This is a genomic window from Geobacillus sp. GHH01 (assembly GCF_000336445.1).
Taxonomy (GTDB): Bacteria; Bacillota; Bacilli; order Bacillales; family Anoxybacillaceae; genus Geobacillus; species Geobacillus zalihae.
In genome coordinates this window covers 3,390,164-3,410,079 of record NC_020210.1, presented here as the reverse complement: position 1 = coordinate 3,410,079, position 19,916 = coordinate 3,390,164, and the positions used below count along the sequence as shown (strand labels likewise).

Genomic DNA, 19,916 nt, shown 5'->3' with positions numbered 1-19,916 from the left:
GCTATAATGGCGTCAAGGAGGTGAAGCCATGAGCCAAGAGCTGAAAGAATTGCTTCGTTCCGTCTTGCAAGAAGAACTGAAACCAGTCCACGACAGGCTCGAACGGTTGGAAGGCGCAGTCGGGCACATTCGTCAAGACGTATCGCAGCTGCAGCAAGATGTATCCCAGCTTCAGAAGGAAGTCACCCAACTGCAAGAAGGTCAACGGACATTAGAAACCACGGTTTCCCAAATTCAAAAGGACGTTGCCCAGCTCCAAGAAGGCCAGAATGCGTTGCAGCGTGATGTCGCCCAACTGCAAGAAGGCCAACGGACATTGGAAACGACGGTTTCCCAAATTCAAAAAGACATTATCCAGTTGCAAGAAGGCCAGAATGCATTGCAGCGTGAGATCGTCCAGCTCCAAGAAGGCCAACGGACATTGGAAACGACGGTCTCTCAAATCCAAAAAGACATCACCCAGCTGCAACAAGGCCAACAAATAGTAGAACACGAGATGGCCGGCATGAAGCAGATGCAAGAGCGAATCCTCGAAGAGCTGCGCATTTCCAAACACAATCAATCCCTCATTTTGAACGATGTCACGGGCATCAGAAAATCCGTCGATGTCACCGTCTCGTACTTGCAGCGCCGATCCGATGTGATGTTCGACAAACTGATCGATCACGAAAAAGAAATCTTGAATCTGAAATCAAAAATGCCAAACTAAGTCCCGAAAAGGGGCTGTTTTTTATGCCCATATGCATCGGCGCATCGGCGCAGCTGCGGTTGCACCGATGCGCGGGGGCATAAGGGCCGACTATACATAGGGGGTTACGTACTACATGAAAAAAGTACGCAAAGCGATCATCCCAGCGGCGGGGCTCGGAACAAGATTTTTGCCGGCAACGAAAGCAATGCCGAAAGAAATGCTCCCGATCGTCGATAAACCAACGATTCAATACATCGTCGAAGAAGCGATTGCCTCAGGCATTGAAGATATTATCATCGTCACAGGGAAAGGAAAACGCGCGATCGAGGACCATTTCGACAACGCTTTTGAACTTGAACAAAACTTAATTGAAAAAGGCAAATATGACTTACTCGAAAAAGTAAAAGAGCCATCGAAAGTCGACATTCACTACATTCGTCAAAAAGAACCGAAAGGGCTCGGCCACGCCGTTTGGTGTGCGCGCAACTTTATCGGCGACGAACCGTTTGCCGTTCTACTTGGTGACGATATCGTCCAAGCGGAAACACCGTGCTTAAAACAATTAATTGACCAATATGAACAAACTCTCAGTTCCGTTATTGGTGTCAAAAGAGTGCCTGACAACGAAACGCATCGCTACGGCATTATTGATCCAATCGAACAACACGGACGCCGTTACCAAGTCCGCCAATTTGTCGAAAAACCAGCACCAGGCACCGCGCCTTCCAACTTAGCGATTATGGGAAGATACATACTTACACCGGAAATCTTCTTATTTCTTGAAAAACAAGAAACCGGTGCTGGCGGCGAAATCCAGCTCACCGACGCGATTCAAAAGCTGAACGAAATCCAGCGCGTCTTTGCCTACGAATTTGAAGGCAAGCGCTACGACGTCGGTGAAAAGCTCGGATTTATCAAAACGACGATTGAGTTTGCGTTGCAGCATGATGAATTAAGAGAAGATCTTATTCAATTCATGGAGGAAATATTAAATGATGTAAAAGTAGAAGAGAAATAAAGGGGGACGGAGAGTTGGCGAAGTCGAATACCGCGCGAAAAGCGTTTGTTTCTAATCAAAGAGTAGAATACACTTCCTTTCAAAGTTTAGAAGATACATCTAAATTATACGCTATTACGAAAAGAACAATCGATATTGTTGGAGCGATCATTGGACTTGTTTTAACAAGTCCACTTTTTTTGCTTATCAGTATCTTCTACTTATTCGGTGAATCGAAAGGTCCAATTTTTTTCAAACAAGTTCGTGTAGGGAAAAACGGAAAAAGATTTTATATTTATAAGTTTCGCTCGATGATTGTGAATGCGGAGGAGAAATTAAAAGCAGATAAAGAACTTTATGAAAAATATTTAAGAAACAATTATAAGCTAGAACCACATGAAGATCCAAGAATTACAAATTTGGGACGCTTTTTACGCAAAACGAGCCTTGATGAAATTCCCCAATTGATTAACGTGTTAAAAGGGGAAATGAGTTTGGTTGGACCGAGACCAGTGGTTGAGGAAGAACTAAAAGAGTATGGAATGGAAGTTTCAAAATTTTTATCAGTCAAGCCAGGAATTACAGGCTATTGGCAGGTAAGCGGGAGAAGTGAGGTTGGGTATCCTGAGAGAGTAGACGTGGAATTATTTTATGTATATAATCAATCGTTGTTTTTAGATATAGTGATTCTCGTAAAAACAGTGTTCATGGTCCTTTTAAGAAAGGGAGCTTATTGATATAGGGGAAAAGTATGTATGTCTGATAAAAAAGATTATTTGAAAACTTTCTATCTTTGGCAACTTTGCAAGGGCTAAATTATATACTTCCTTTGCTTACACTACCCTACTTAGTGAGGGTTTTAGGTCCAGACAACTACGGATTAGTGGCGTTTGCTCAATCATTTATTCAGTTTTTTATTATTTTAGTTGACTATGGATTTAATCTGTCTGCTACAAATCAAATTGCGATTTATAGAGACAATAAAAAAAGAGTTGAAAGTATTTTCAGTACTGTTATGACTATTAAGTTATTCTTTATGATGATAAGTTTCTTTATACTTTGTTTATTGATCTTGCTATTCCCAAAATTTCAAAACCATAAACTAGTATATATAGTAACATTCGGAATGGTTATCGGTAATGTTCTTTTCCCTATTTGGTTTTTTCAAGGAATGGAAAAAATGAGGTATATTACTATTCTGAATATCATTGCTAAAACGATTTTCACGATAGGCATTTTCTTGTTAGTAAAACATCGCGATGATATCCTATTTGTTCCATTGCTTAACTCTCTCGGGACTATACTAATTGGATTTATATCTTTAGGCATGATCAAAAGGAATTTTGGCGTAAATTTTATATATCCTAGCTGGAGCGATATTAAGTACCAATTAAAAGAAGGATGGCATGTATTTATTTCTACAGTAGCTATTAGCTTATATACAGTTAGCAACACATTTATTCTCGGTTTATTTACTAATAATACAGTTGTAGGATATTATGCAAGCGCTGAAAAAATAATAAATGCTGCAACCGGGATTATCAATCCAATTTCACAAACGATTTATCCTTATATTGGCCGATTAATGTCAGAAAGTCCTGAGAAAGGGTTAATCTTTATAAGAAAAATTCTTTTGATAGTTGGTAGTTGTACTTTTCTAATATCTTTGATGATTTTTGTATTTACGGAAAACATAGTAGATATTGCTTTAGGAGATAATTACAGGCAATCTATTATAGTGCTAAAAATTATTGCTTTTTTACCATTTATAATAGCATTAAGTAACATTTTCGGTATCCAAACAATGTTGACTCTAGGATACAAGAAAGCTTTCTCAAATATTTTAATACTAGCTAGTATATTAAATATTTTCTTAGCTATCATCTTAGTACCTCTGTTTAAACATATAGGAACAGCTTTTGGTGTCGCTATTTCGGAGTTTTTTGTTACTTTGACAATGTTTATGTATTTACATTCAAAAGGAATTAAACTTCTGGAGGGTAAACATGTTTGATTATGTGATTATTGGAACAGGATTTGCTGGTAGTGTGCTAGCAGAACGCATTGCAACACAATTAAATAAGAAGGTATTAATGATTGAAAAACGTAATCATATTGGAGGAAACGCGTATGATTCGTATGACAGTCAAGGTATTTTAATCCATAACTATGGGCCTCATATTTTTCACACGAAAGTAAAAAAAGTTTGGGATTATTTATCAAACTTTACGGATTGGCATTTATATCATCATAAAGTACTTGGGGTTATTGATGGACAAAAAGTACCGATTCCATTTAATTTAAACTCTATTAATCAATTATTTCCTAAAAATTTAGCTGAACGTTTAGAGAAGAAACTTATCGAAAATTTTGGTTATAATAAAAAAGTACCTATTTTAAAACTGCGCGAAGTGGAAGATACAGATCTGAAGTTTTTAGCCGATTATATATATGAAAAGGTGTTTCTTGGTTATACGACAAAGCAATGGGGTGTTACACCAGAAGAGTTAGACCCTTCTGTCACAGGACGGGTACCTGTATACATTAGCCGGGATGACCGCTATTTCCAAGATCCTTATCAAGGGATGCCGAAAGAAGGATACACCAAACTATTCGAAAGAATGCTAGATCATGAAAATATTAAGATTTTACTAAACACGGATTACAAAGAGGTACTGCAATTTAACCTTGAAACAGGTGAAGCAAGTTTATTTGGGCAAAAATTTGGTGGGAAAATTATCTATACTGGTCCGATTGACTACTTCTTTGATTATAAATTCGGGCAATTGCCTTATCGTTCGTTAAACTTTGTATTTGAACAGTTCAATCAAGAACAAGTACAAGAAGTAGGAACTGTCAATTACCCGAATGATTATAATTTTACAAGGATAACTGAATTTAAACATTTAACAAATCAGTCTTCTGACAAAACAACAACTGTAAAAGAGTTTTCCCAAGAGTATATTCCAGGGGAAAATATTCCTTATTATCCGATTAAGAATGAAAATAACTTGGAACTATATAGACTGTATAAAGAAGAAGCAAGAAAATATGATAACTTAATTTTTATTGGTCGTTTAGCGGAGTATCAATATTATGATATGGATATGGTCGTGGCTAAAGCTTTAAAAACTTTTGAATCTGGTTTATTGAAAGTGGGGATTTAGTTTTGAAAATATCTTACTTATTGATAGGATTTGGAAAAACTGGAGGTTCAATTGTTTTATATAATTTTATGGATAAATTAGTAGAGTATGGTCATGATGTTTATGCTGTTACCCCAAACGGTTCACTTAAATGGGAGATTGGTATTTGGAAAAAGATAATTGCAGATGAAAAAGCTTTTTCAAAAAAATTTACACTCGAAAAACTAAAATTAAAAGTTCACGATAAAATAAATCTGATATTAAATCATAACGATAAATATTTTAAAGATATTTCGTCTCTAAAGAAAATGATAAGTGGTTTGTTAAATAATTGGGTAGAATCAGATGTTACTATAGCAACTTTTAGTTGGACTGCATATGCTGCAACCGCATTATCTGATAAAACCGTTCCAATATATCATATGCAACATTTTGAAGAAATCTTTTTTAAAGATCTATTTAAAAGGTTAATAACTAGAATGACTTATAGTTTACCAATATTTAAAATATCTAATTCCCTATGGTTAAAAAATCTATTGAATAAAAACTTTAATGTCAGTTCATATTTGCTAAATCCAGGGATTGATTTAAGTGTATTTAAGAACGATGGAGATTATTTAAAAAAGTATATTTCAAAGGATAATTGGACTATTGTCAGTTTTTTTGATGAGGAAAGGGAATGGAAAGGATTTGATGACGCTGTATCAGCTGTTAAATTACTTAGGGAAAAATTAAACAAAAAAAATATAAAAGTTAATTGGAAAGTTTTTGGTTTAAATCCTCCAAGTAAAAAATATGAAACAGAATTTGAATATGTAGGGAAATTATTTAATGAAGATTTAGCCAAACTTTATGCTTCTGCAGATATAGTTTTATTAACATCATGGTATGAAAGTTTTCCATTACCACCTATTGAAGCAATGGCCTGTGGAACATTAGTTTTATCTACTCAATATGGAGTAGAGGATTATATGATTGATAATAAAAATGGACTAGTTACCTTACCAAGAAAAATTGAGGATATGGCATCAAAACTTGAGTGGGCAATAATGAATCCGGATAAAGTTAGGAAAATTGTGGAGGAAGGTGTAAATACTAGCTTGAAATACAATTGGGATAATAGAGTTAAAGAATTATTATGTATTATTGAAGAAGTTAAACAAAAACATGATTTTGTAAAATATAATTTATTTAATGATTTAGTTGAAGGGAAATTTTATGATTATATGTATGAAAAGTTTAAATAATTGGGCTGAAGTAGAGGTGTTATATGATTTTAGGAAATAATATCTCCAACAGTAATATAGAAAATGTTTTGTCTGCTAATGAACTAACTATTAATACTTATAATTTTAACAAAAAAAAAATGACGCTTAGCAATTTTATAATGCTGATAAATATAATGTCTTTTTTTTACATTTTGTTATCAGGTCCTCTGTATTATTTACAATATAAATTTTTTGGGGCAATTATTTTTCCAGTAACAATAGCAAAGTTGACTATTTTATTTAGTTCTTATTTATGGATAATTATTATTTTAAATAGGAAAATGTTAATTCCGTGCCATAGAGGTTTACTAATTGTAACAATTATTAATATGATTTATGGTTTAATTTCCGTAATGGTTCATATATTGGCATATGGCTATTCTTTGGAACGTAGTATATATTCCTTAAATTATATGGTAGGTTGGTTTTTTATAACATTTCCTTTTTTATTAATGAATAAATTTGCGAATGTCTCAGTTAACTTATCGAAATTTGAAAAATACATATATATAATATCTTGGCCGTTGTTTTTTATAGGATATCTTCAGACTTTGTATAATTCACCCTTAGTATTTCAAGGATTAGGATGGGAATATGTTCATAAGATTACTGATGACTACACAATAATATTTGGTTATTTTTTAGGACAAAATATTAGAGCCTTTTCATTATTTCAAAGTCCGTTAGTATATGGTTTTTTCTCGGTTTTTGTTAATTTAATGTCGTTAGCAGGGATAATACTTTACAAAAATAGACTTTTTATCAGAATTATAACTTATATAATGTCGCAGATTTCGATTTGGTCTACTTTGACACGAAATGTAATTCTATGGATGATTATTTCGAATATATTTCTTGTTTTGTACTATTATAGAAAGAAAATAAAATTGAATTTAATTTTACATTATTATCCATATTTGGCGTTTTTAATAGTTGTTCTAATTCTCACAATAATATCAAATGAAACATCTGGGGCATCCTTATTAAATAATGAAACGTTAAATGTAAGGAAAGATACTTGGATAGAAATAATTAAAAATATGAACCTTTTTTCATTTCTCTTTGGATTAGGAGAGGTACAATCTGAACAAGTAAGCGATAATCTTGTAATAGATAATTTGTTCATTGCCTTTGTTATTTATAATGGTTTAATAGGACTATTTTTCTTTCTTTTATGGTTTATAATATTTTGGAAATATTTTCATAGTCTATCTTTGGAGATATCTAATCTTTTTCTTCTTACTTGTGTTTCATTATGCTCTGGTTTTTTAGTAGTTTCTTTATTTAATAATACTGTAGGTACCCTTTACATGTTTTATCTACCACTTATATTTTATCAAATCACAGTTCGTAAACGGTTTAGAGAGAGGGAATGAGTATGCACGAAAAAGTTTGTGCAATTGTTGTAACTTTTAACCCCGACCCCCAAGATTTCATTAGATGCCTTAATAGCTATAAATCACAAGTTGATGATGTAATAATTGTTGACAATGGTTCCAATCTTTCAATTATTAATGAGATTCAAGAACAAATAAATAACGAGGCTAGTATTACCATTATAAGAAATAAAACTAATAATGGTATAGCAAGTGCATTAAATCAAGGAATAAGAGAAGCAATGAGAAGAGGGTATGAGTGGGTAATAACTTTTGATCATGATAGTGAAGTTGAAAATGGCATGATAGACAAGATGTTTAAAGTATATTTTAAATACTTACAGGATAAAAAGGTGGGCATAGTAGCACCTAATTATAAGGATGTTAATACAGGTGAAATGAGTCCTTTTGTGCAAAAATGTGGTTTGGGGTTTAAAAGAGTAAAATGCTCGGGGGATTATATTGAGGTCTTAACAGTTATAACTTCGGGTAGTTTAATGAAAACTTCCGTATTTAAGGAAGTTGGTTTTTTTAAAGAGGAGCTGTTTATAGACTATGTAGATAACGAAATGTGTCTGCGACTTCTAGAAAATGGTTTTAAAATTTATGTTATAACAGAAGCTATTATGTATCATAGATTAGGAAAAAGAAGAATCTATAAGTTGGGTCCTCTTAAATTTATTCCGACAAACCATAGTGTTTTAAGAAAATATTATATAGAAAGAAATAGGATATATACCTATAAGAAATATGCACTTAAGCAATTTTCATGGTTTTTGTTTGATATCTTAGCATGTATTTACGATATATTTAAAGTCATAATGTTTGAAAACCAAAAATTTCAAAAAATAAAATTTATGTTAAAAGGATTCTATCATGGATTTATAGGGAAATACGGGAAATTGGATATATAGTAAAATTTTAGAAGATATTAATCAGTTACCAAGTATGAACGTGTTGCAAAACACATAATGAGTGTATCAATGAACATAAAAAGCTCATCCTGTTGGAAATTATATATAGTGATCTGTAAATTAACCTCCAAGGGGTGGGCACTATTATGATTTCCAATTTTGTCATCGTGGATGCTTTTTCTAGCAAAGGTGCCCCATTTTTTACAGGCTTTGGACTAACTTTCTTTGCCACAAACACCATATGTAACGGGTCACTCGATGATTTCAAAAAAAACTGATACTGAAATGTTCGTTTTTTATTGAGTCCTTTACGCCAGTTAGTGCGAAACTGAACCATTAAAATATTTCCAACGTATTTGTGGTTTTTTTCACGTGTCGGTACATGGTTTTTCAAAAACAAAGATTTGCTTCCTTCCATACCCAACTTCTCAAAGACTTAGGGGGTTCGGTATCTAAAAGTAGTCATAATCGACAGTACCTCTCTCCAGCAGTCTTTACGATTCTTAAGATAGATGGGAAAAATTCAATCGATATAATTGGTTTAAAGGCTATAAACTACATCTCTGTACAACCATAGAAATAACCATTTTATCTAATATCTTGACAACAGCGAATTGAAATGATGCCGCTGTGGCTCGCCAGTTTTCATTATTGAAGAAATGGAAAATCAAGTTTGTGCTCGGAGACACAGCGTACGATAGCCAAAGAAGTCCGCCAAGCTGTGGAACAAACAGAAATCTTTTTTATTTCTCCCATTAATTCGCGTAATGACGAGGAGAGAAAAGATCCCTATGGTCGGGTGATTTCTCGGTTTCTAAAGAAGGAATTCGGAAAATGATTGTTTTGGTTCCACAATATCATTAAGCATATGTTTAATCAGTTAAGGAATTGCGGATTTGAACAACCTCGCTGGTATATGTTTAACCGATATTTACTTCATGTATAATTACGCATAATTATATGCGAGATTTAGATTTTTTATTATAGTTTTGCAACACCATCAAGTAGTTATATTTATACCTTTGAATAAATTATGAATTGTGGTTATCCTCGGTCTTTGTCTACTGTCAACTATCTTTTTAAATCAAAAAATTACCAAAACTATCAAGATATGAAGTAGAAGAGAATTTCATGTTGGAAGCTAATTCGGATTAGTATTTCATAATTTCATATATTTATTAGGGAAAAGGGGTAGGGATTTGAAAGTATCTGTTATTATTCCAACATATAATGGGGAAAAATATCTAAAACATAGTTTGCCTATATTAGAAAAATATATGATAGATAAGGATTATGATTTTGTTATAATAGATTCTTCTTCAACAGATAAAACCAAAGAATTATTGCGTAAATATGATTTAAATATCATAACCATATCTAAAAAATCTTTTAATCATGGAAGCACTCGAAATTTAGGCGCTAAATTAGCGAAGGGAAATATTTTAGTTTTTTTAACTCAGGACGCTATTCCAACATCAAATTCAATTGAAAATATTATAAAGCCATTAATAGAGAGTAGAGAAGTTGGCCTTGCATATGGAAGACAAATTCCACATAAAGATGCAAATTTTTATAGCGCCTTTGCTCGTTACTTTAACTACCCGAATGAAAATAGTTTAAAATCGATAAAAGATGTTCCATATTTAGGAATTAAATCGATCTTTGTTTCTAATTCTTTTGCTGCTTATAAAAAGGATGTATTATTTGAAATAGGAGGATTTCCATCAAATGTTATATTAGGAGAAGATACTTATGTAGCGGCAAAAATCCTAAAAAAGGGATATAAAATATCCTATGTGGCTGATGCAATAGTTTATCATTCTCACAATTATTCAATATGGCAAGAGTTTAAGCGTTATTTTGATACGGGTGTTTTCCATAACAGAGAAAAATGGCTTCTTAATGAATTTGCTAAAGCTGAGAGGGAAGGGATTCGTTATGTGAAATCTGAAATTGCTTATGCTTTCAAACAGAAGAAATCTTATTTATTACCTAATATTATATTCAGGAATGGTGTGAGGTTTTTAGGTTATAAGTTAGGGCGTATGGAAAACTATATTCCCAACTTCCTTAAATCGAAGCTAAGTATGCATAAAGATTATTGGAATCAAACTTAACAAACTTAAATTAAAATTAAAAAGGAGTTTTATTATGAAAGGAATTATTTTAGCAGGTGGAAGTGGTACACGCCTTTATCCTTTAACAAAGGCAGTATCTAAGCAATTGTTACCTATTTACGATAAACCGATGATTTATTATCCGTTATCTGTTTTAATGTTAGCGGGTATCCGCGATATTTTAATCATTTCTACTCCTAGTGATACCCCTCGTTTTCAAGAACTGTTAGGAGATGGATCAACCCTAGGAATTTCTTTATCTTATGCCGTGCAACCTTCTCCGGATGGTCTGGCACAAGCATTTATTATTGGTGAAGAGTTTATTGGTGACGATAATGTTGCGCTTATTTTAGGGGACAATCTTTTCTACGGTCATGGTTTGACACAGTTGTTGCAGAGAGCAGTTGAGCGCAAAACTGGGGCAACGATTTTCGGCTATTATGTCAAGGATCCTGAACGTTTTGGTGTTGTGGAGTTTGATGAAAATGGGAAAGTAATTTCTATTGAAGAGAAACCGCAAAATCCTAAGTCAAATTATGCGGTAACGGGGTTATATTTTTATGATAATCGTGTTGTTGAAATTGCCAAAAGCATTAAACCTTCTGCACGTGGAGAACTAGAAATTACGGATGTTAATAAAACATATTTAGAACTTGGCGAATTGCATGTTGAAATTTTAGGTCGTGGTTTCTCTTGGTTAGATTCAGGTACACATGAGTCATTGCTTGAAGCTTCGCAATTTATCGAAACAATCGAGAAACGTCAAAGCTTAAAGGTTGCTTGCCTGGAGGAAATCGCTTATGTGAAAGGATACATTACGCGAGAACAATTGTTAAAGTTAGCTGAACCTTTAAAGAAAAATCAGTATGGTCAATATTTAATAGATATTGCTAATCAGAAAAAGAAACCAATATATTTATAATTATGGGGTGTTTGTTATGAAAGTGATTGAGACTTCATTGCCCGGTGTGTTGCTTATTGAACCAAAATTGTTTGGTGACCACCGGGGCTTTTTTATGGAGAGTTATAATAAAAAGCTTTTCGCAGAATATGGACTTGATTTTGACTTTATTCAAGATAATCATTCGTTGTCACAACAGGCAGGGACGATACGCGGACTTCATTATCAATTAAATCCGAAAGCGCAAACGAAGCTCGTCCGCGTTACTAGAGGCGCCATTTATGATGTTATCGTTGATATTCGCAAAGGTTCGCCGACGTTTGGCAAATGGCAAGGGTTTATTTTAAGCGCGGATAATAAGCGGCAATTGCTTGTTCCGAAAGGTTTTGCGCACGGTTTTTGTACGTTAGTAGAAAATACGGAAGTGCAGTATAAAGTGGATGAATATTATTCACCCGAACACGATCGCGGCATTTTATGGAACGATCCTGCATTAGGTATTGACTGGCCGACGGCGAATCCAATCCTTTCTGACAAAGATACGAAACATCCACTATTAGCAGATGCTGAAATCAATTTTGAGTGGGAGAGATAATAATGAATCTTTTAGTTACAGGTGGAGCAGGTTTTATTGGCAGCAATTTTGTTCGTTACATACTTGAGAAATATCCAAATTATAAAGTAGTCAATTATGATTTATTAACCTATGCTGGTAATCTTGAAAACTTAAAGGATGTTGAAAATCACCCGAACTATACATTTGTGAAAGGTGATATCAATAACCGTGAGCTAGTGGATTATCTTGTTAAAACACATGAGATTGACGTTATCGTGAACTTTGCGGCGGAATCGCATGTCGACCGCAGTATTACAGATCCTGATATTTTTGTGAAAACAAATGTATTAGGAACGCAAGCGTTATTAGATGTGGCGAAAGCCAATGATGTTAAGAAATATGTACAAATTTCAACGGACGAAGTGTACGGTACACTTGGAGAAACGGGATATTTTACGGAAGAAACACCATTAGCACCGAATAGCCCTTATTCGGCAAGCAAAGCTGGTGGAGACCTACTTGTAAGAGCGTATCATGAAACGTATGGGTTAAATGTGAACATTACGAGATGTTCCAATAACTACGGACCATATCACTTCCCTGAAAAGCTCATTCCGTTAATGATCACGAATGCGTTGGAAGGGAAAGAACTTCCAATTTACGGTGACGGCCAAAATATTCGTGATTGGTTGCATGTTAAAGACCATTGCGCGGCAATTGATTTAGTGATTCATAAAGGTAGACCTGGGGAAGTATACAATATCGGAGGACATAATGAACGGACAAATAATGAAATCGTGCATCTAATCGTTGAAAAACTAGGAGTTTCCAAAGATTTAATTAAATATGTTGCCGATCGTCCAGGGCATGATCGTCGTTATGCAATTGATCCAACGAAGATTATGACAGAGCTTGGTTGGAAGCCGCAATATACCTTTGAAAAGGGGATCGTTGAAACGATTCAATGGTATATCGACAACCAAGAATGGTGGAAAAATATTAAATCCGGTGAATATATGAACTATTATCAAAAACAGTATGGTGACAAGCTATGAAAGTGGTTGTAACAGGTGCAAAAGGTCAGCTTGGTACCGATTTAGTCTATTTACTCGCTGATAGAGGGTATGAAGTTTATGGTTATGGACGAGAAGAGTTAGACATAACAAATTTTGACCAAGTAAAACAGGTCATTAGTGAAGTTAACCCTAGTGTTGTCATTCATGCCGCAGCGTATACAAAAGTTGATTTAGCAGAATCTGAGCCGGATCAAGCGTTTGCCATTAACGCGTATGGAACGAGAAACGTAGTAGTCGTATCGGAAAAAGTAGGAGCGAAACTAGTGTATGTAAGTACCGATTATGTCTTTGATGGAACGGCGAATGTACCATATCATGAGTTTGCACCGACAAACCCGCTCAGCGTATATGGGAAAAGCAAATTAGCCGGTGAGCAGTTTGTTCGTGATTTACATTCGAAATTTTTTATTGTCAGAACGTCTTGGGTATACGGAAAGCATGGGAACAATTTTGTCAAAACGATGTTAAAACTAGCACAAGAACGCGATGAATTGATGGTCGTGCATGACCAAATTGGCTGTCCAACGTATACAGTTGATTTAGCGAATTGTATTTTAGAGCTGATTCAAACGGAAAAATACGGTATTTATCATGTTTCCAATTCTGGACATTGTTCTTGGTACGAATTTGCGAAAGCAATTTTTGAGGAAGCGGGAATAGAAGTTAAGGTAAATCCATGTACAACAAAAGACTTCCCAAGACCAGCACCAAGGCCGGCTTACTCGGTGTTTGAGCATATGGCATTAAGACTGAATGGTTTTAAAGAAATGCCGAATTGGCGAGATTCTTTAAAAAGTTTTTTAGAAATTATTAAATGAGTTTTTTGTTCGTTTTATCCTAGAACAGTATATTAAGCACACCTGTGTTAGAAAGGGACTTTCTCATAATTTGTGAGAAAGTCCCTTTCTATATTTATTTCCGTGAAAATCCCCACCACTGGGTGAGTGCGGTATACGCTCCTGATCCGGGTGGGTATACTGAAAATGGCCAAAAAAGGCAATAGGAAAGCAGAGGTGCCCCATTTTCGGGCATCTCGTATAACCTGTCTGCCTTTTGGCTAGACTAAATCAGTTGTGGTTGGCGGAACGGCTCTTTGCGGGAGATCATGCAAAAGATGATCACCAACATTCGTCGAGCCGTGGCGATGAGGGCTTTTTTCTTCCCGCACCGGGCCGCCAACGACCAAAATTTTCGGGACAAAGGATGCGTCTTGGATCGAGCTGCTGACCATGCCGCCTCGCATAACGCTGATCGAAGATGGGGATTGCCTTTGGTGGTGCGCGTGCTCTTTCGCTTTCCGGCGCTTTCATGGTTGCCGGGGGACAACCCCGTCCATGAAGCCGCCCGTTCCGGCGTTTCAAAGACGCTCATGTCGGTTCCCATCTCGGCGATGATGACGGCGGCGGTTTGTTTTTTGATTCCAGGCATGGTCATCAGTAAGTCCACTTCCTCCCGATACGGCTCGAGCAGGCGGTCGATGTGCTGGTCGACTTCTTCGATGAGCCGCTCCAATTCCTCCACGTGTTTCCACAAGAGGCGAAGGAGATAGAGCTCATGTTCGGTCAAGGTGCCCAGCAGCGAATCGTACACCGCCTGCTTTTTCGTTTTGAGCCTGCCGCGCAGGCATTCATCCAGCTCGTCCTTGTCCACGTATCCCTTCTCGAGCAGCCGGGCAAGGATGTTTCGTCCGGAAACGCCGAAGAGATCCGAGAGGACGGAGCCTAGTTTGACATTGGAAGACTCCAGCACTTTTTGAATCCGGTTTTTCTCTGAACTCAACTGTCCGACCCACTTTTTGCGCAGGCGGGTAAAATCCCGCAGTTCACGAATCGGCGCTGGGGGGACGAAACTTTTTTCAATGAGTCCATGGCGGAGCAGCTTGGCGATCCACTCGGCGTCAGAGACATCGGTTTTTCTTCCCGGGACATTTTTGATCCGCTGCGGATTGGCCAAAGTCAAGTCGACATAGCCCTCGAGGAAGGCAAAGACCGGTTTCCAATACACGCCGGTGGATTCCATGGCGACATGGGTGACCCCATGGTCTTCGAGCCAATCGAGCAGATCGCCAAGCCCTTTCGAGAACGTTGAGAACGTTTGGATCTCCTTTTGAATCTCCCCCTCTTCTTCCCATAGGGCACAAGCGACAATAGTTTCGGTATGAACATCCAATCCTGCGCAGCGAGGATAGATGACATCCATGATGAAACGCCTCCTTTTCGATGATGGAGTGCGCAAACAGCGAATCCACGGGAGACATGCGGCAGTTTTCCGTTCGTCGTCACCTTTCCTCTGTCACAGGAAAGGGCGGACAATGGGTGGTGCACCCAGTGGATTCAAACACTTTTCTGTACAGGGTCCAAGCCACCATTAAGTATAACGTCCTGTTAAACTGTTTGCGCCTATTCTTCATTATGGGAAGAAAAGGGGGATTTTCATCCCTGGGTGGAGGGCAAACCATTGCCCATGGATCTTTTCTGTGAAAATCAATGAAACATGGTCGAATCGGTATACCCCACGATCAAATTGGATACCCTGTTAATGACCAAAAACGGCAATAAGAAAGCAGAGCTACCTTATTTTTAGGTATCTCGTATAGTTCTTCGTCTTTTTGGTTATACTAATAGGTTGGCTGTTCTCGAAACGGTTCTTTTCGAGAAAGCATGCAGTAAATGATTGTAAGCATTCGGTGCGCCATCGCAACGAGTGCTTTTTTCTTTCCCCTGCGTGCCGCCAGTGACCAATATTTCGCTGCCAATCGTTGATTCCTGCATCGAGATAACGCCCACGCCGCCTCACATAACGCGGATTTGATATGGGGATTTCCCTTCGTCGTTCGGGTACTTTTCCGTTTCCCTGCACTTTCATGATTCCCTGGAGCCACTCCAGCCCATGAAGCGAGGTGGTGCGAAGTTGGGAACTGTCCCATATCGACCCCGATTTCAGCGATGATCACGGCAGCGGTTTCTTTTTTGACTCCCGGTATGGTCACAAGAAGCTCCATCTCTTGTTTGTAGGCTTGTAAGAGTTGGTCGATTCGCTCTTCGATTTCTCGAAGTAAGCTTTCCAACGATTCGATATGCTTCCAAGATTGGCGAATCATAAACAACTGATGCTCGGTCAATGTTCCAAAGAGAGAATCTTGAATTTGTTGTCTTTTTCCTTTCATTCTCCCATGAATGCAGGCATCAATCTCTGGTTCTTCGATATATCCTTGTTTCATTAGGCGTTCAAGTAGTTTTCGCCCAGATACACCAAATATATCCGAAATGACAGAACTTAACTTGATATTCGAACACTCTAACACTTTTTGTATCCGATTTTTCTCAGCGGTCAATTGCCCAATCCACTTTTTCCGTAAACGGGTCAAATCTCGCAATTCCCGAATGTCCGCAGGCGGAACGAAACTCTTCTCGATCAGCCCATAACGCAATAATTTGGCGATCCATTCGGCATCGGAGACATCTGTCTTTCGACCGGGAACATTTTTGATGCGCTGGGCATTAGCGAGAGTAATGTCAAAATAGTCTTCCAAAATGTTGAACACGGGTTTCCAGTAAACACCGGTACTTTCCATCGCAATATGAGTGACCCCACGATCTTCTAACCATTTCAGAAGACGAAACAAATCTTTCGTGAAAGTAGGGAATGTTTCGATTTCCTTTTGAATGTGATCTTCTTCCCAAGAAGGGCACAAACCACAATGGTTTCGGCATGGACATCTAATCCCGCACAACGATGATAAAGAACATCCATGATTCTTACTCCTTCCATTGATAAATTCGCAAACAGTGAGTCCACTTGTACGTTAGGCATTTTTCTGTTCGTAGTCACCTTTTCCACATGAAAAGGGCTCACAATGGGTGGAACACCAAATGGACTCAAACAGTTTTTTGCACAGGGTCGAACCACCATTAAAAAGCACGTCTTTCCAAACTGTTTGCGTTCATCCTCCATTATGGAAGGAGAGATGGATTTTCATGCCTGGGTGGGGAGTAAAATTTACTCATGGATGTTTTTTAAGGAAATTTTTTATGAGGAAAGCGAATATATAATCAACTTTAATATTCCCATGCATTAACTAGCAATACTATTTTATTACTACTCTAGGAGAGATAAAGGAATGACATGGAAAGCAACAGTAGAAAAATGGCTTTCATATCCAAAGCTAGATGCAGAATTGAAACAACAATTAATTTTGATGCAGCATAATGAAAAAGCCCTTGAAGATAGCTTTTACAAACACTTAGAATTCGGTACAGGCGGGATGCGCGGGGAAATTGGTCCCGGGACGAATCGAATGAATATCTATACAATCCGCAAAGCATCGGAAGGATTAGCGCGTTATATCGTGGAACAAGGCGAAGAAGCGAAAGCGCGCGGTGTCGTGATCGCCTATGATTCCCGCCATAAGTCGCCGGAGTTTGCGTTGGAAGTGGCGAAGACGGTTGGAAAGCATGGGATTAAAGCGTACTTATTTAAAGAGCTTCGTCCAACGCCAGAGTTGTCATTTGCGGTTCGTTATCTTGGGGCGTTTGCCGGTGTTGTCATTACAGCAAGCCATAATCCGCCTGAGTATAACGGGTTTAAAGTTTATGGCCAAGATGGCGGACAAATCCCGCCAGCTGTGGCGGATGCGATTATTCAATACGTTAATGCCGTCGAAAATGAATTGACGGTTGAAGTAGCAAGCGAGCAAGAGCTTCTTGAAAACGGATTGCTTACATATATCGGCGAAGAAATCGATGAAGCCTACCTTCAGCAATTAAAAACGATTCAACTCAATCCAGAAATGGTTGCGGAAGTAGCGAAAGAGTTAAAAATCGTTTTTTCTCCTTTGCATGGCACAGCCAATAAGTTAGTCTGCGCTGGTTTAAAAGCATTTGGCTTTGAAAACGTGACGGTGGTAAAAGAACAAGAACTTCCAGACCCGAACTTTTCCACTGTTGCCTCGCCAAATCCGGAAGAGCATGCCGCGTTTGAATTAGCGATTCAATACGGTAAAAAAATCGATGCCGACATTTTAATGGCAACCGACCCGGATGCGGATCGGCTTGGTGTGGCAGTGAAAAATTTAGATGGTGAATATGTCGTGTTAACAGGCAACCAAATGGGCGCGTTGATGCTGGAATATTTATTATCACCCGTGGTGCTAGATAAACTCAAACAAGCATAAAAATAGCCCTTGCATGAGGATCCCCTTAAAATGAAAGTGCAACCAACCATTAAAAAGGAGGATCCCTATGCAAGAGCACTTTCATTTTACTACAGATCGGGCCAAGATTCAAAAGCAATATGCCGCCATTTTCGTTTTTGTTTCTGCTCAACTTTCATGCATTCAGGTGCATCTTCATCGTCGAAATCGCCATTTGGTCAAGCAAGAGGACGCTGTCATCATCGCCATTCATCTTTTAGGAAAGCTGCTCGGTTTTACTTCTGAACGGGCGTGGCATCGTTTTGTCACGGGAAATTTGTTCACAAACGGCTCGTTTCTCGAACGTTCCCGGTATAACCGCCGCTGCCGGGCGCTTGGCTTCGCTATCAAATGGATCCGCCATGAGCTGGCAAAACGTGGCCAACATCATGCCTATGCCGTCGTGGACAGCTTGCCGCTCCCATTGTGCCATACGGCAAGAATGCATCGCGTCAAACGGTTTCAAGAGATCGCCGACATCGGGTATTGCGCTTCCAAAAAGCAATGGTACTACGGGTTGAAGCTGCACCTTCAAGTGACCGATCAAGGGCTGCCAATGGGGTATGTGGTGACGGAAGCATCTTGCCACGATCGAATCGCAGCCGAAAGCGTGATGACCCAAATTCCCCACCCGTATAACTTTGGGGACAAAGGATTCATTAGCCGTGACTTGCAAAAAAGGCTGTACGAAGAATACCAAATGGCGCTTTGGACTCCGTCTCGAAAAAACCAGAAACATCGTGCGTCTGAGACATGGGAGCAGTGGATCCAACAAAAACGCAAAGTGATCGAGACGGTGTTCTCGGTTCTGGTTGACCACTATCGCATCACGGGGATCCGAGCCAATTCGATTATCGGATTTGAAGTGGCACTAGACGGTATATTGTTAGCTTATTCCCTGGTTACACTTGGGCTAGTTGAGCGCTAAAGCTCAACTAGCACCACGGGTTTATTATCACAAAAGCAGGCAAAAGGAATCTTGCCGAAAAACGGCGTCGTTGTGAAAACGATCGTGACGTCCGAAATCGGCCGCGCGATTGCCGAGCATTATGGCTTGCCAACGATTGATACGTTAACCGGGTTTAAATTTATCGGCGAGAAGATTAACGAGTTTGAACGGACGAAAGAATACACGTTCCAGTTCGGTTATGAAGAAAGCTATGGCTATTTAATCGGCGACTTTGTCCGCGATAAAGATGCGGTGCAATCGGCAATTTTTGCAGCAGAAGTAGCGGCCTATTATAAAGCGCAGGGAAAAACATTGTATGAAGGTTTGTTAGAGATTTTTGCGAAATACGGCTATTATAAAGAATCATTGCGCTCGCTAACGTTAAAAGGAAAAGACGGTGCTGAGCAAATTGCGAACATTTTAGCGGCCTTCCGCAAAGAACCGCCGAAAGAAATCGCCGGTGTGGAAGTTGTCATGATTGAAGACTATTTGATAAGCAAACGCACTATTGTAGCAACCGGGGAAGAGCAACCGATTGACTTGCCTCGTTCGAACGTATTGAAATATCATCTTGCGAATGGCGCATGGTTCTGTTTGCGTCCATCAGGCACAGAGCCGAAAGCGAAGTTTTACTTTGGCGTGAGAGGAACATCGTTACAAGAGAGCGAAGAACTTGTTGCCGCATTAGAAAACGCGGTAATGGCTATAGTCCATCAAATAGTTAATGTATAATT

At 38.0% G+C, this 19,916-nt stretch carries 14 protein-coding genes and 4 pseudogenes; 16 read left to right on the top strand and 2 right to left on the bottom strand.

Annotation, left to right across the window (positions count from 1 at the left end; genetic code table 11):
- Positions 1-28 precede the first annotated feature (28 nt).
- The 13 genes and pseudogenes from GHH_RS16830 to rfbD all read left to right on the top strand — a co-directional run bounded on the left by GHH_RS16830 (position 29) and on the right by rfbD (position 13,860).
- On the top strand, positions 29-709 hold the full coding sequence (locus GHH_RS16830) for a hypothetical protein (RefSeq protein ID WP_015376027.1): 681 nt from the start codon (positions 29-31) through the stop codon (positions 707-709).
- Between the two features lie 115 nt (positions 710-824).
- Positions 825-1,709 (top strand): UTP--glucose-1-phosphate uridylyltransferase GalU, encoded by an 885-nt coding sequence (galU, locus tag GHH_RS16825; RefSeq protein WP_015376026.1) that lies wholly within the window; start codon positions 825-827, stop codon positions 1,707-1,709.
- Between the two features lie 113 nt (positions 1,710-1,822).
- Positions 1,823-2,425 carry a sugar transferase gene (locus tag GHH_RS16820; protein WP_236612621.1) on the top strand — a complete coding sequence of 201 codons (603 nt, stop codon included), beginning with the start codon at positions 1,823-1,825 and terminating at the stop codon, positions 2,423-2,425.
- A gap of 50 nt (positions 2,426-2,475) precedes the next feature.
- Positions 2,476-3,702, top strand: a pseudogene (locus tag GHH_RS16815) (flippase); the annotation flags it as partial.
- Positions 3,695-4,855 carry a UDP-galactopyranose mutase gene (glf, locus tag GHH_RS16810; protein ID WP_015376023.1) on the top strand — a complete coding sequence of 387 codons (1,161 nt, stop codon included), beginning with the start codon at positions 3,695-3,697 and terminating at the stop codon, positions 4,853-4,855. The pseudogene GHH_RS16815 and the gene glf, both read left to right, overlap by 8 nt.
- Before the next feature lie 2 nt (positions 4,856-4,857).
- Entirely contained in the window at positions 4,858-6,081 is a 1,224-nt protein-coding gene (locus tag GHH_RS16805) for a glycosyltransferase family 4 protein (RefSeq protein ID WP_015376022.1), read from the top strand.
- A 23-nt stretch (positions 6,082-6,104) separates the two neighbouring features.
- Positions 6,105-7,478, top strand: coding sequence for a hypothetical protein (locus GHH_RS16800; protein ID WP_015376021.1), 1,374 nt, complete (start codon positions 6,105-6,107; stop codon positions 7,476-7,478).
- A gap of 2 nt (positions 7,479-7,480) precedes the next feature.
- Positions 7,481-8,392, top strand: coding sequence for a glycosyltransferase family 2 protein (locus GHH_RS16795; RefSeq protein ID WP_015376020.1), 912 nt, complete (start codon positions 7,481-7,483; stop codon positions 8,390-8,392).
- Between the two features lie 1,199 nt (positions 8,393-9,591).
- The gene (locus GHH_RS16790) at positions 9,592-10,509 is read left to right on the top strand and encodes a glycosyltransferase family 2 protein (RefSeq protein WP_015376019.1); all 918 of its coding nucleotides are present in this window, start codon (positions 9,592-9,594) and stop codon (positions 10,507-10,509) included.
- A gap of 34 nt (positions 10,510-10,543) precedes the next feature.
- Complete coding sequence (rfbA, locus tag GHH_RS16785; protein ID WP_015376018.1) at positions 10,544-11,431, top strand: glucose-1-phosphate thymidylyltransferase RfbA; 888 nt, start codon at positions 10,544-10,546, stop codon at positions 11,429-11,431.
- Positions 11,432-11,447: 16 nt separating this feature from the next.
- A complete protein-coding gene (rfbC, locus tag GHH_RS16780; protein ID WP_041470615.1) occupies positions 11,448-12,005 on the top strand; it encodes a dTDP-4-dehydrorhamnose 3,5-epimerase in 558 nt (185 codons plus the stop codon).
- Positions 12,006-12,007: 2 nt separating this feature from the next.
- Complete coding sequence (gene rfbB / locus GHH_RS16775) at positions 12,008-13,021, top strand: dTDP-glucose 4,6-dehydratase (protein WP_015376016.1); 1,014 nt, start codon at positions 12,008-12,010, stop codon at positions 13,019-13,021.
- Complete coding sequence (rfbD, locus tag GHH_RS16770; protein ID WP_015376015.1) at positions 13,018-13,860, top strand: dTDP-4-dehydrorhamnose reductase; 843 nt, start codon at positions 13,018-13,020, stop codon at positions 13,858-13,860. Before rfbB ends, rfbD begins: the two co-directional genes overlap by 4 nt.
- A 244-nt stretch (positions 13,861-14,104) precedes the next feature.
- On the opposite strand, the gene GHH_RS16765 is transcribed toward rfbD, so the two are convergent.
- Both GHH_RS16765 and GHH_RS16760 read right to left on the bottom strand, forming a co-directional pair.
- The gene (locus GHH_RS16765; protein WP_015376014.1) at positions 14,105-15,241 is read right to left on the bottom strand and encodes an IS110 family transposase; all 1,137 of its coding nucleotides are present in this window, start codon (positions 15,239-15,241) and stop codon (positions 14,105-14,107) included.
- A gap of 418 nt (positions 15,242-15,659) precedes the next feature.
- Positions 15,660-16,795 (bottom strand): annotated as a pseudogene (locus GHH_RS16760) (IS110 family transposase).
- Positions 16,796-17,162: 367 nt separating this feature from the next.
- Between GHH_RS16760 and GHH_RS16750 the strand changes: the two are divergent.
- The 3 genes and pseudogenes from GHH_RS16750 to GHH_RS16740 all read left to right on the top strand — a co-directional run.
- Positions 17,163-18,182: pseudogene (locus GHH_RS16750) on the top strand (phospho-sugar mutase); the annotation flags it as partial.
- Between the two features lie 100 nt (positions 18,183-18,282).
- Entirely contained in the window at positions 18,283-19,161 is an 879-nt protein-coding gene (locus tag GHH_RS16745) for an IS982 family transposase (RefSeq protein ID WP_011230510.1), read from the top strand.
- A 21-nt stretch (positions 19,162-19,182) separates the two neighbouring features.
- Positions 19,183-19,914, top strand: a pseudogene (locus GHH_RS16740) (phospho-sugar mutase); the annotation flags it as partial.
- Positions 19,915-19,916: the final 2 nt, after the last annotated feature.

Coding starts and splice junctions, on each gene's coding strand:
- GHH_RS16800 (WP_015376021.1), top strand. CDS start 6,105: ATGATTTTAGGAAATAATATCTCCAACAGTAATATAGAAAATGTTTTG.
- rfbB (WP_015376016.1), top strand. CDS start 12,008: ATGAATCTTTTAGTTACAGGTGGAGCAGGTTTTATTGGCAGCAATTTT.
- galU (WP_015376026.1), top strand. CDS start 825: ATGAAAAAAGTACGCAAAGCGATCATCCCAGCGGCGGGGCTCGGAACA.
- GHH_RS16795 (WP_015376020.1), top strand. CDS start 7,481: ATGCACGAAAAAGTTTGTGCAATTGTTGTAACTTTTAACCCCGACCCC.
- rfbA (WP_015376018.1), top strand. CDS start 10,544: ATGAAAGGAATTATTTTAGCAGGTGGAAGTGGTACACGCCTTTATCCT.
- GHH_RS16745 (WP_011230510.1), top strand. CDS start 18,283: ATGCAAGAGCACTTTCATTTTACTACAGATCGGGCCAAGATTCAAAAG.
- rfbD (WP_015376015.1), top strand. CDS start 13,018: ATGAAAGTGGTTGTAACAGGTGCAAAAGGTCAGCTTGGTACCGATTTA.
- GHH_RS16830 (WP_015376027.1), top strand. CDS start 29: ATGAGCCAAGAGCTGAAAGAATTGCTTCGTTCCGTCTTGCAAGAAGAA.
- glf (WP_015376023.1), top strand. CDS start 3,695: ATGTTTGATTATGTGATTATTGGAACAGGATTTGCTGGTAGTGTGCTA.
- GHH_RS16765 (WP_015376014.1), bottom strand. CDS start 15,241: ATGGATGTCATCTATCCTCGCTGCGCAGGATTGGATGTTCATACCGAA.
- rfbC (WP_041470615.1), top strand. CDS start 11,448: ATGAAAGTGATTGAGACTTCATTGCCCGGTGTGTTGCTTATTGAACCA.